Below are 12547 nucleotides of genomic sequence, written 5' to 3'. Positions count from 1 at the left end.
ATGCAACGCAAGCAGCACTATCCGAAATACATCGATCTGCATCCGGTAGCGCGGGTGCAGGGCACGGTCCGGCTGCCGGGCTCCAAAAGCATTTCCAACCGCACTTTGCTGCTGGCGGCGCTGGCCAACGGTACTACCAGGATTCTTGATTTGCTGGCATCCGACGATACGCTGGTCATGCTGATGGCGCTCAAGCAATTGGGCGTGGCATGGGAACAGGCAGAAGGCACGCAGGCTTATACCGTGCATGGCAGCGGCGGCAGTTTTCCGGTGCACCAGGCCGACCTGTTCATGGGCAATGCCGGCACCGCGATCCGTCCGCTGACCGCGGCCCTGGCTGCGATGGGCGGCGACTATACCTTGCACGGCGTGGCGCGCATGCATGAGCGGCCGATCGGCGACCTGGTCGACGCCTTGAATGCCGTCGGCACCCGTATCGCCTACACCGGCGTTGCCGGTTATCCGCCGTTGCATATCCAGCGCGGCCAGTTGCACACCCAGCGTATGCAGGTGCGCGGCAACGTTTCCAGCCAGTTCCTGACAGCGCTGCTGATGGCAGCGCCGCTGATGGCGAAACATGAGGCGGTGACGATCGAGGTGGTCGGCGAGCTGATCTCCAAGCCTTATATTGAAATTACCCTGAACCTGATGCAGCGTTTCGGCGTCAGCGTAGAGCGCGATGGCTGGCAGTCGTTTACCGTCGCGGCCGGGCAGCAGTACCAGAGCCCGAAGACCATCCACGTCGAAGGCGATGCTTCTTCCGCGTCTTATTTCCTGGCGGCCGGAGCGATAACCGGCGGGCCGCTGCGGGTCGAAGGCGTCGGCAGCAACAGTATCCAGGGCGATGTCCGGTTTGTCGAAGCCCTGCAGCAGATGGGCGCCGTCATCACGATGGGCGACAACTGGATTGAAGCGTCTTCGAGCGGCGTATTGAAAGCCATCGACGCCGATTTCAACCATATCCCCGACGCCGCGATGACGATTGCTGTCGCTGCCTTGTATGCCGACGGCCCTAGCACTTTGCGCAATATCGCCAGCTGGCGCGTCAAGGAAACCGACCGGCTCAGCGCCATGGCCACCGAGTTGCGCAAGCTGGGAGCAACGATTGAAGAGGGCAGCGATTACCTGCGCGTGACGCCGCCGGCGCAATTGCATGCGGCAACCATCGATACCTATGACGACCATCGCATGGCGATGTGTTTTTCGCTGGCTTCGCTGGATGGCGCCGCATTGCGCGGCACCACGGTGCGCATCAATGATCCGCAATGCGTCGCCAAGACCTTCCCTGATTATTTCACCGTGTTCGGGCAGATCGCCGAGCAGATTTTATTGTAGGTAGCGGGCCGCGCATGAATCTGACACTTGCCGATGTGCGCGACGTGTTGCACCAGGCAACCTATGATCGCGGCCAGGAATACGTCCGCCAGCGCCGGGTGCTTGCGGTGGAGCAGGATGGCGACGTCCTCAACGCGACGGTCCAGGGCAGCGGCAGCAACGTCTACCAGCAGGAAATCACGCTGTCCGTATTTCGCGATACGCCCGATATCGACAGCGTATGCTCTTGCCCGGTCGGCTCCAATTGCAAGCATGTGGCAGCGGCCTTGATTGAATACCTGCAGCGGCCGTCCACCGACCAGCTGGCAATCCCTGCCGCCAGGCCCGCGCCGCCGCAACCGGCGGCGGTAAAGCCGGCCGCCGCGCCCAAAACCCCACAGGTGCAAGCACTGGCGCGGCCTATGGAAGCCTGGCTGACGCGGGTAGAAGGCGAAGTCTCCGCGGCCGGGTCAGCGCCGGCGCAGCCCTCGGGTTTGCGCCAGAAAGCAGCTACCCACCAGGTATTGTTCGTATTGTCTGCCGCTTATAACGGCAAGAAAGCCGTGCTGCATTTATGCAAGGCGCAGCAGCGTCCGAACGGCCAGTTTGTCTCTGCCCAGCCGGCGACCGACGTGCCGCGCCTGTTGTCCGATCCCGCAGTGTTCTTGCGTCCGGAAGATCGTGACCTGATTGGTTTGTTCGTCGCCCAGAACGACGGCAACCATGCGCAGCATGCGGCTTGCGAATTGAGCGGCAAGCTCGGCGCGCAACTGCTGCGCGCCCTGTTGCAGCAACAGCGCCTGTTATGGGCCAATTCGCTGGCTGACCTGGCCAAGGGCACCGCCTATCCGTTGCAGCTTGCCGCCACCCGCCGGGCCAGCCTGGCCTGGTATGAAACGGTGGAGGATAGCCGCGACGTGGTGCGCGACATGTGGCAGCTGGGCTGGCAATTCGAAGCGGAGCCAGAAGCCGAAGGGAAGTCCAGCCAGGCGCGCAAGCATGTCGATTACCTGTTGCCGACCGAGCCGCCCTGGTATATCGACAACCTGTCATGCGGGGAACTGGTGCTGCCGCAGCGCGACGCCAGGATTTCCAGCAAGGCGCTCAACGACCTGGTGATACAGGCGCCGCTATTGGATCCCGACGATCGTCTGGCGGTTGCCCAGCAATTGCTGACGCAAGGCTTGAACGATGTGATCCCGTTCCCGCCGCAGGTGCCGCAGACGATCCGCAAGGACATCAGGCCGCAGCCGCTGCTGGTGCTTGGGAGTTTGCCCAGCGTCAGCAATCCGCTGATGCAGGATTTCGCCGAACTGCATTTCCGTTATGACGGTGAAATCGTATCCACTCAATTTGCCGCGACGCTGAGCCGCAACACGCCGGCCGGCATCGAACAGATCGTGCGCGACCAGGACGCCGAAACGGTTTTCAGGCAGGCGCTGATCGCGCTCGGCATGCTGCCGCTCGAGGGCACGCAGCACCCGCTGGCGATGATGCCCGGCATGTTCATGCAGTCGGACCAGTCGTCCTGGCTGCGTTTTGCGAAAGAAGGTTTGCCGAGCCTGGCGAGCCAGGGCTGGCAGATCGACAAGCGGGCGGAATACCGTTTTGACGTGGCCGCGGTGGAAGACTGGTATGCCGAGATCGACGAGGCGGCAGACCAGCCTGCCAATGCGGCGTTTGACCTTGAGCTGGGCATCGTCGTCAATCACCAGCGCGTGCCTTTGCTGCCCTTGCTGGTCGACCTGATCCGCCACGCCCCCCAGGATTTCGATCCGCGCAACATGGCGCTGCGCGACGACCAGGACGAGCTGCTGGTGCGTTTGTCCGACGGCATCCATGTCGCCATGCCATGGGGCCGCATCAAGCCCATCCTGAATACCCTGGGCGAGCTGTATTTCGCCGAAAAATCGGATAGCCAGGTGCGGTTATCGGCGCTCGACGCCGCCCGCCTGGCGGAGCTGGACGCTGGCGCCAAGCTGCGCTGGGTGGGCGGCGACCGTCTGCGCAGCATGGGACAAAAACTGCACACCTTTGGCGGCGTCAAGAAGATTGCGGCGCCAGCCGGCCTGCAGGCGACACTGCGCGATTACCAGCTGGAAGGCCTGGCATGGATGCAGTTCCTGCGCGAATACGAGCTGGCCGGCATCCTCGCCGATGACATGGGCCTGGGCAAGACGGTGCAGACCTTGGCGCATATCCTGGTCGAGAAGCAAAGCGGACGCCTGACTGCGCCGGCGCTGGTGGTCGCGCCTACCAGCCTGATGGATAACTGGCAGCAGGAAGCGCTGCGTTTTGCGCCTGAACTGCGGGTGCTGGTGCTGCAAGGAAAACAGCGGCTGGAGCAGTTTGATCAGATCGGCCGGTTCGACCTGGTCCTGACCACCTATGCCTTGCTGCCGCGCGACGAAGAGCACTGGCGCCGGCATGAGTTCCATTTGCTGATACTGGACGAAGCGCATTACATCAAGAATCCCCGCTCCAAGGTGGCGCAAAGCGCGGCGTTGCTGAATGCCCGCCATCGCCTCTGCCTGACCGGCACGCCGGTGGAAAACCACCTGGGCGAACTGTGGGCGCAATTCCATTTCCTGCTGCCGGGTTTGCTGGGCGACGAAAAAGCTTTCAACCGCGATTTCCGGCAGCCGATCGAGAAGCATGGCGACGCCGCCCGGCGCGCGTTGCTGGGCCGCCGCATCAAGCCTTTCCTGCTGCGCAGGACCAAGGACAAGGTAGCCAAGGAGTTACCGCCGAAAACCGAAATGCTGCGCTCGGTGACGCTGAGCGGGGCGCAGCGCGACCTGTACGAAAACGTGCGCCTGGTGATGGACAAGAAGGTGCGCGAAGAAGTCGCCAAGAAGGGCGTCGCGCGTAGCCATATCGTGATCCTCGAAGCCTTGCTGAAACTGCGCCAGGCTTGTTGCGACCCGCGCCTGCTCAAGACCGGCGTGCCGGAAGCGGAAGACGGGAAAGAAGCGGCCGAGGTGCCGTCGGCCAAGCTGCAGGAACTGCTGGAAATGGTGGACGAACTGCGCCAGGAAGACCGGCGTATCCTGGTGTTTTCGCAATTTACCAGCATGCTGGCGCTGATCGCCGCCGAGCTGCGCCAGCGCGATATCGGCTACGCCATGCTGACCGGCGCCACGCTGGACCGGGCAGAGGCGGTGCGCAGCTTCCAGGACGGCGAAGTGCCGGTGTTCCTGATCAGCCTCAAGGCCGGCGGCGTCGGCCTCAACCTGACCGCGGCGGATACCGTGATCCACTACGATCCTTGGTGGAATCCGGCGGCGGAAAGCCAGGCGACCGACCGCGCCTGGCGCATCGGCCAGGACAAGCCGGTGTTTGTGTACAAGCTGATCGCCAAGGGTACGGTAGAGGAAAGCATCCAGCTGCTGCAGCAGAAGAAAGCCGACCTGGCGCAAGCCATGCTGTCCCCCGAAGGCGAAACCCAGAATATCGGATTGACGCAAGACGACTTGCAGGCAATCTTTGCGCCCTTGGCCGAGTGACGGACAAGTTCTGCACGGGCAATAATTTCATTCATAACCATCGAGTACTCCTATGCCCAATCCCCACATCCCTGTCATCACGATCGATGGTCCGACGGCATCCGGCAAAGGCACTGTCGCGCAGAAGGTTGCGCAGCACCTGGGTTTTCATTATCTTGATTCGGGGGCCTTGTATCGCCTGACGGCCCTGTCCGTGATGCGGCGCGATATCCCGCTCGACGATGAGCACGCTTTGGCCAAGGCTGCCGAGCATCTGCATTGCCATTTCAACGGCGCCCACATTTTCCTGGCGAACGAGGACGTATCGAACGATATCCGGGCCGAGGCAGTGGGCAACCTGGCTTCTAAAATTGCTGCAATACCAACTGTCAGGCAAGCCTTGTTTGGCCTGCAGTTGAGTTTCCGGCAACATCCCGGGCTGGTTGCCGACGGCCGCGACATGGGCACGGTGATTTTCCCGCATGCAGGCCTGAAAGTGTTTTTGACCGCCAGTGTCGAGGCCAGGGCCCAGCGGCGCTATAAGCAATTGATTGACAAGGGTTTTTCTGCTAATATGGAAGACCTCTCAAAGGATTTGACGGAGCGTGACGCGCGCGATAGCAACCGCAGCTCGGCGCCGTTAAAGGCCGCGGAAGGGGCGTATTTGCTGGATACTTCTGCAATGACTGTCGATCAGGCGGTCGCGCAAGTGCTCGGGTGGTATGCCGCTTCCAAGCCTGCCTGAATGAGTTATGCGAGAGGTGTTGAGTCTCAAGCATGAATAAAAACATGCAAATACGTTGTTTTTTTGCTGCACCTTGGTGTTCGGCCTGACGCAAAGTCTGGCCGGACGTTGAAAAACCTAACCCTTTATTGACCGCATCCTAGTAAGCACCTTGCGCGGCAATACTGGCCAACTAGTCAAAACTATGTCCATCACTGTTCTGTCCCCTGCATCTGCCGGCGCTGACGCTTTCGCCGCGCTGTTTGAAGAATCGCTGTCACGTCAAGACATGCGTTCTGGTGAAGTGATTTCTGCTGAAGTCGTGCGCCTTGACCATAACTTCGTTATCGTCAACGCAGGCCTCAAGTCGGAAGCCTTCATTCCAATCGAAGAATTTAAAAATGACAACGGCGAACTCGAAGTAGCTGTCGGCGATTTCATCTCCGTCGCTATCGAATCGCTGGAAAACGGTTTCGGCGACACCATCCTGTCGCGCGACAAGGCCAAGCGTCTGGCATCGTGGCTCTCGCTGGAAAAAGCGATGGAGTCCGGCGAGATCGTTACCGGTACTGTCAATGGCAAGGTCAAGGGCGGCCTGACTGTCCTGACCAACGGCATCCGTGCCTTCCTGCCGGGTTCGCTGGTCGACACCCGTCCGGTCAAGGACACCACGCCGTTCGAAGGCAAGACCATGGAATTCAAGGTCATCAAGCTCGATCGCAAGCGTAACAACGTCGTGTTGTCGCGTCGCGCGGTTATCGAAGCTTCGATGGGCGAAGAGCGCCAAAAGCTGATGGAAACCCTGAAAGAAGGCACCATCGTCACCGGCGTGGTCAAGAACATCACCGACTACGGCGCATTCGTGGACCTGGGCGGTATCGACGGCCTGCTGCACATCACCGATCTGGCATGGCGTCGTGTGCGTCATCCTTCGGAAGTGCTGACAGTCGGTCAAGAGATCACTGCCAAGGTTCTGAAGTACGATCAAGAAAAGAATCGCGTTTCCCTGGGCGTCAAGCAACTGGGCGACGATCCTTGGACCGGTCTGTCGCGTCGTTACCCGCAAAGCACCCGTCTGTTCGGTAAAGTCACCAACCTCACCGACTACGGCGCATTCGTCGAAGTCGAACAAGGTATCGAAGGCCTGGTCCACGTTTCCGAAATGGACTGGACCAACAAGAACGTGGCGCCAAACAAAGTCGTTCAATTGGGCGACGAAGTTGAAGTCATGGTCCTGGAAATCGACGAAGACCGCCGCCGTATCAGCCTGGGCATGAAGCAATGCAAGGCTAATCCTTGGGATGACTTCGCTGTTACCCACAAGAAGGGCGACAAGGTCAAGGGCGCAATCAAATCGATCACCGACTTCGGCGTGTTCATCGGCCTGGCCGGCAACATCGACGGCCTGGTGCATCTGTCGGACCTGTCCTGGACTGAAACCGGCGAAGAAGCCGTGCGTCGCTTCAAGAAGGGTGACGAGCTGGAAGCCATCGTTCTGGCAATCGACGTTGAGCGTGAGCGCGTGTCCCTGGGCGTCAAGCAGCTGGAAGGCGATCCATTCAACAACTTCGCTGCAATGAACGACAAGGGCGCACTGGTTTCCGGTACGGTCAAGTCGGTCGAGCCTAAGGGCGCAGTGATCCAGTTGTCGGAAGAAGTCGAAGGCTACCTGCGTGCATCCGAAATCTCCCGCGACCGCGTGGAAGATGCCGGTACCCACCTGAAGGTTGGCGACACCGTCGAAACCATGGTCATCAACATCGACCGCAAGGCTCGCAGCATCCAGCTGTCGATCAAGGCGAAAGACAATGTTGAAACCCAGGAAGCAATGCAAAAGCTGTCTTCGGCTTCGGACTCCAATGCAGCTTCCGGCACGACCAGCCTGGGCGCGTTGCTGAAGGCAAAACTCGACAACAAGAACTAAGCAGAGTAATCGAGTAAAGCTAATGACAAAGTCGGAGCTGATTGCCCGCTTGGCCGAACGTTATCCGCAACTGGTAGCTAAGGATGCGGATTACGCGGTGAAAACCATACTCGATGCGATGGCCGATGCCTTGGCGACCGGACAGCGTATCGAGATTCGTGGATTCGGCAGTTTTGCGCTGAATCGGCGGCCACCGCGGATCGGGCGCAATCCCAAGTCCGGCGACAAAGTGATGGTGCCCGAAAAACGGGTGCCGCATTTCAAGCCAGGCAAGGAATTGCGCGAACGAGTCGACGCGATGGTCGGGCAACCGATTCAAGAGGACTGAGTTATAGTTTGTGCGTAAGCAAAATCGAAACGGCATCTTCGGATGCCGTTTTTTTTCACGTACAATTTCGCATCATTTAAAGTTAATATTGTTTGTGTGAGTCGTGGATTTGCGAAAATGGCAAGAGTAAAATCAGCCAACTGCAGAACAGCTCGTATGCTGCCCACTGTTACCCAATCAAACGGAAAGGCATCATGAAAATCATTTCCCGAATTCTTTCGATCTTGCTCTTTGTTGTATTTTTCGGCTTCGCCTTGCAGAACAAAGGCAACGTCGACCTGCAATTCTTCCCCGGCACAACCATCCAAGGGCCGCTGGTGCTGTTTCTGCTGGGCTTCTTTGTCTTTGGCGCGATCCTTGGCGTGCTGGCGATGGCGCCGTCCGTATTCCGGCACCGCCGCAATGCATCAAAAACCAAAAAAGCCCTGACATCGATGCAAAAAGAACAAGAAGCACAGCGTCTGGCAGAGTCACAAGCACCGCAACCGGACAGCATCAAGAATATATAATGCCGCTAGGTATCTAACTGGCTGCACCGCCGTAATGTCACGGCGGCAGCTTGCCGGCATTTTCACACCTGAGATTCAGGTCACGCATAAAGCACAACAGCCCGTATGGAATTTGAAATTTGGTGGTTACTCGGTATCCCGGTCTTTTTTGGATTAGGCTGGATCGCCGCACGGGTCGATATCAATCAGCTGATATCCGAATCACGCAGTTTGCCCCGCGGTTATTTCAAGGGTTTGAATTTTCTGCTGAACGAACAGCCGGACAAGGCTATCGATGCATTCATCGAAATCGTCAAGCTGGATCCCGAAACCGCGGAACTGCATTTCGCTCTGGGCAACCTGTTCCGCCGCCGCGGCGAGACCGAGCGCGCGATCCGGGTCCACCAGAACCTGCTGGCGCGTCCAGACCTGGCGCAGGAACATCGTTTGCACGCCCAGTATGAGCTGGGCCAGGATTACCTGAAAGCCGGTTTGCTGGACCGGGCCGAAGAGAGCTTTAACCTGCTCGCCGGCAGCCAGTACGGCGCGCAGGCCGGACGTGCCCTGCTGGAAATCTACCAGCGCGAAAAAGAATGGCTGCGGGCGATCGAAGCGGCCCAGACTTTGCAGCAATCGGGCGCTGGCGGACGGCAAAAGGAAATCGCACAGTTTTATTGCGAACTGGCGCAGGATGAACTGGTGGACGGCCACCCCGAAGCCGCCATGTCCCTGCTGGAAAAAGCATTGAGCAACGACCGCAACAGCGTGCGCGCCACCATGCTCCTGGGCGACGTGCACCTGGCGCAGGGCGACGTCGAAGCGGCCCTGCAGGTCTGGCGCCGGGTCGAGCAGCAAAGCGTGCCGCACGTGGCGCTGGTGGCGCAGCGCCTGATGGATGGCTATCGCGCGGTTGGACGGCCGCATGAAGGCGTCAGCCTGCTGCGCTCCTACCTGGCGGAAGCATCTTCCATCGATTTGCTGGAAGTGGTGTTCAAGGCGGTGCTGGAGCTGGATGGCGTCGAAGCTACCAATCAGCTGGTGAGCGATGAACTGCGTCGCACACCGACCCTGCTAGGACTGGATAAGCTGCTGGAAGCGCGCTTGATGAAAATAACGCCGGAAATGCATACCGAACTGTCGGTGGTCAAGAACCTGGTGCACGGCTATACCCAGAAGCTGGCGCGCTACCAGTGCAGCCACTGCGGTTTCAAGGCGCGCCAGTTCTATTGGCAATGCCCTGGCTGCAGCCGCTGGGAAACCTATCCGCCGCGTCGCACCGAAGAACTGAACGTCATGAACTAAAACCCGCCGGCCCGCCATAAACAATCGGGCTGTGCAGCGCATTCACGGAACAACATGAAAATTACTATTATCGGTACCGGTTACGTCGGCTTGGTCACAGGCGCTTGCCTGGCCGAACTGGGCAACGATGTATTCTGCCTCGACCTGGATCAAAGCAAGATCGCGCTGCTGAACAGCGGCGGCATCCCGATCCATGAGCCCGGCCTGGCTGAAATCGTCGGCCGCAACCGCGCTGCCGGACGTTTGCACTTTTCTACCGATATCGCCGCCAGCGTAGCCCATGGCCAGGTGCAGTTTATTGCAGTGGGCACACCGCCGGACGAAGACGGCTCGGCCGACCTGCAATACGTGCTGGCGGCGGCTCGCAATATCGGCAAATACATGACCGGTTTCAAGGTGATCGTCGATAAGTCGACTGTGCCGGTCGGGACTGCGGACAAGGTAAGCGCCGCGATCCAGGAAGAATTGGATGCGCGCAAGCTGGCCGGCGCGCCCCTGCAATTCTCGGTTGTCTCCAATCCGGAATTCCTGAAAGAGGGCGCCGCAGTAGAAGATTTCATGCGGCCGGACCGCATCGTCATCGGCTGCGACGAAAGCACTTCAGGCCAGCAGGCGCAGGCGCTGATGAAGCAGCTGTACCTGCCTTTCAACCGTAACCACGAGCGTACCTTCTGGATGGACGTGCGTTCCGCCGAGTTCACCAAATATGCAGCGAATGCGATGCTGGCGACCCGCATCTCGTTCATGAACGAACTGGCCAACCTGGCCGACAAGGTGGGCGCCGATATCGAAGCCGTGCGCCACGGGATCGGCTCCGATCCGCGCATAGGCTACAGCTTCCTGTATGCCGGCTGCGGTTACGGCGGTTCCTGTTTTCCGAAGGATGTGCAGGCGCTGGAGCGCACCGCGCGCGCTTATGGCCAGGAATTGCATATCCTGCGCGCAGTGGAGCAGGTCAATAACAACCAGAAGCATGTGCTGGGACAAAAGATCAGCGAGCGTTTTGGCGCGGACCTGAGCGGCAAGCACTTCGCGCTGTGGGGCCTGGCGTTCAAGCCGAATACCGATGACATGCGCGAAGCTTCATCGCGGGTACTGCTTGGCGAACTGATTGCACGCGGCGCGACGGTGGCGGTGCACGATCCGGTCGCGATGGCCGAGGCAAAGCGGGTATTGGCGCTGGATTTCGCCGGCGCTCCCGGCGCCTTTGAACGCATACGGTTTTGCGACAACCAGACCGAGGCCCTGCAAAGCGCTGACGCCTTGGTGATCGTGACGGAGTGGAAAACTTTCCGCAGTCCCGATTTCGACCAGGTGAAGACGCTGCTCAAGACGCCTATCGTATTCGATGGCCGCAATTTGTATGAGCCGGAAGTAATGGGCGAGCTGGGCTTTGAGTATTACGGCATTGGCCGTTCGGTGCTGGCGCGTGGATAAGACGATGACTAATCATACCTATAAGTTGCCGGCCTCTTTCGAGCATGTGCAGATTCTGGTGGTCGGCGATGTCATGCTGGACCGGTACTGGTTCGGCGAAGTCAGCCGGATTTCGCCAGAGGCGCCGGTGCCGGTGGTGCGGGTTGAAAAGCGCGAGGAACGGCTGGGCGGCGCGGCCAACGTGGCGCGTAATATCGCTACCTTGGGCGGCAGCTCGGGATTGCTGGGAGTGGTGGGGCAGGACGAGGCCGGCGACACCGTCGACAGCATGCTGGGCGAGATGGGCGTCAGCAGTTTCCTGACACGGGATCCGACTATCTCGACCATCATCAAGTTGCGCGTGATAGGCCGCCAGCAGCAATTGCTGCGCATCGATTTTGAAGAAGCGCCTACCGACGCCGTATTGCGCGACAAGCTGACCCGTTTCAACACCCTGCTGCCGCAATACCAGGTGGTGGTCTTGTCCGACTACGCCAAAGGCAGCCTGGTCAACGTAGCGGACATGATCGCCGCCGCCAGGCAAGCCGGCAAATGCATCCTGGTCGATCCCAAGGGCGAGGATTTTTCGCGTTACGTCGGTGCCACCGTCCTCACGCCTAACAAGTCAGAGATGGTCCGCATTGTCGGCAGCTGGAAGAATGAAGAAGAGCTCACCGCAAAAGCGCAAAAACTGCGTGCCTCGCTGCAGCTCGAAGCACTGCTGCTGACGCGTTCGGAAGAGGGCATGAGTTTGTACACTGAGAATGAAATCCGCCACTTCCCTGCCATGGCGCGCGAAGTGTTCGACGTCTCCGGCGCCGGCGATACCGTGATTGCCACGCTGGCCGTGATGCTGGGAGCTGGATTGCCGATTGCCGACGCCGTGGCCCTGGCGAATCGCGCCGGCGGTATCGTCGTCGGCAAGCTCGGTACGGCTACCGTCAGCCGCGAAGAACTGCTGGGCAGCGTTGCGTAAACAGGCTTTATCGATGACGAGAGCGCCTGGTTAAGCGAAGTCTTGTTTGTGGTTCAAATGTCAATTTTCCATGTGTGGCTGACTATAATTAATTGGACGTTTTCGCGTCTGATTGAATTTTTCAGTCATCCACACACCTATGGGAGAAAGACGAAATGCTGAGAAAAATACTGCTGGTATTGTGCATGTTGATGGCCACCGCCAGTTTTGCCCAGGTCGATGTCAACAAAGGCGACCTGACTGCCCTGCACGGCATCAAGGGCATCGGTACCGCCACCGCCAAGCGTATAGTCGACGAGCGCGGCAAAGGCGGCAACTTCAAGGACTGGGCCGATTTCGAAAGCCGCGTATCAGGCATCGGCGAGAAAAATGCGCTCAAGCTGTCGCAAGCCGGTTTACTGGTGAATGGCAAGCCGAAGACCGGCGACGCTGAACCCGCGGCGCCCAAGACTGCCGCCAAGCCGGCTGCCAAGGGCAAGTAGCGGCGGCCGGGTGGCCGCCGGGAGATAAAATGCCTTGCCCAGCCCTGGATTCCAGGGCTTTTTCGTTTCCGGGACCGCTCGCTCGCTTGCCTGGCCGCGGTTGCATAC

At 59.5% G+C, this 12547-nt stretch carries 10 protein-coding genes; all 10 read left to right on the top strand.

The genetic code is table 11. The annotated features are described in order from the left end of the window. The 10 genes from aroA (at position 1) to V8G57_RS24070 (ending at position 12439) form a co-directional block, all read left to right on the top strand. Positions 1 to 1335: a 3-phosphoshikimate 1-carboxyvinyltransferase gene (gene aroA, locus V8G57_RS24115; RefSeq protein ID WP_342831548.1), complete on the top strand. Its 1335-nt coding sequence runs from the start codon at positions 1 to 3 to the stop codon at positions 1333 to 1335. Positions 1336 to 1349: 14 nt separating this feature from the next. Continuing rightward, positions 1350 to 4820 carry a DEAD/DEAH box helicase gene (locus V8G57_RS24110; protein WP_342831527.1) on the top strand — a complete coding sequence of 1157 codons (3471 nt, stop codon included), beginning with the start codon at positions 1350 to 1352 and terminating at the stop codon, positions 4818 to 4820. Between the two features lie 52 nt (positions 4821 to 4872). Further along, entirely contained in the window at positions 4873 to 5544 is a 672-nt protein-coding gene (gene cmk, locus V8G57_RS24105; protein WP_092400414.1) for a (d)CMP kinase, read from the top strand. A gap of 184 nt (positions 5545 to 5728) precedes the next feature. Continuing rightward, positions 5729 to 7447, top strand: a complete 1719-nt coding sequence (rpsA, locus tag V8G57_RS24100; RefSeq protein ID WP_092400416.1) for a 30S ribosomal protein S1 — start codon at positions 5729 to 5731, stop codon at positions 7445 to 7447. Positions 7448 to 7469: 22 nt separating this feature from the next. Beyond that, on the top strand, positions 7470 to 7775 hold the full coding sequence (locus V8G57_RS24095) for an integration host factor subunit beta (protein ID WP_038492951.1): 306 nt from the start codon (positions 7470 to 7472) through the stop codon (positions 7773 to 7775). 194 nt (positions 7776 to 7969) lie between these two features. Beyond that, the gene (locus V8G57_RS24090; protein ID WP_092400418.1) at positions 7970 to 8284 is read left to right on the top strand and encodes a LapA family protein; all 315 of its coding nucleotides are present in this window, start codon (positions 7970 to 7972) and stop codon (positions 8282 to 8284) included. 105 nt (positions 8285 to 8389) lie between these two features. After that, positions 8390 to 9565 carry a lipopolysaccharide assembly protein LapB gene (gene lapB / locus V8G57_RS24085; RefSeq protein ID WP_092400420.1) on the top strand — a complete coding sequence of 392 codons (1176 nt, stop codon included), beginning with the start codon at positions 8390 to 8392 and terminating at the stop codon, positions 9563 to 9565. A gap of 54 nt (positions 9566 to 9619) precedes the next feature. Then, positions 9620 to 11002: a UDP-glucose dehydrogenase family protein gene (locus tag V8G57_RS24080; protein ID WP_342831526.1), complete on the top strand. Its 1383-nt coding sequence runs from the start codon at positions 9620 to 9622 to the stop codon at positions 11000 to 11002. Positions 11003 to 11006: 4 nt separating this feature from the next. Then, positions 11007 to 11957, top strand: a complete 951-nt coding sequence (gene rfaE1 / locus V8G57_RS24075; protein ID WP_092400424.1) for a D-glycero-beta-D-manno-heptose-7-phosphate kinase — start codon at positions 11007 to 11009, stop codon at positions 11955 to 11957. 155 nt (positions 11958 to 12112) lie between these two features. Beyond that, positions 12113 to 12439 carry a ComEA family DNA-binding protein gene (locus tag V8G57_RS24070; RefSeq protein WP_342831525.1) on the top strand — a complete coding sequence of 109 codons (327 nt, stop codon included), beginning with the start codon at positions 12113 to 12115 and terminating at the stop codon, positions 12437 to 12439. Positions 12440 to 12547 lie beyond the last annotated feature (108 nt).

The sequence above is a fragment of the Collimonas rhizosphaerae genome, from assembly GCF_038896935.1.
Classification (GTDB): domain Bacteria; phylum Pseudomonadota; class Gammaproteobacteria; order Burkholderiales; family Burkholderiaceae_D; genus Collimonas; species Collimonas rhizosphaerae.
Note: the sequence above shows the minus strand (reverse complement) of the source record. Positions and strands in the feature narration are given on the sequence as shown.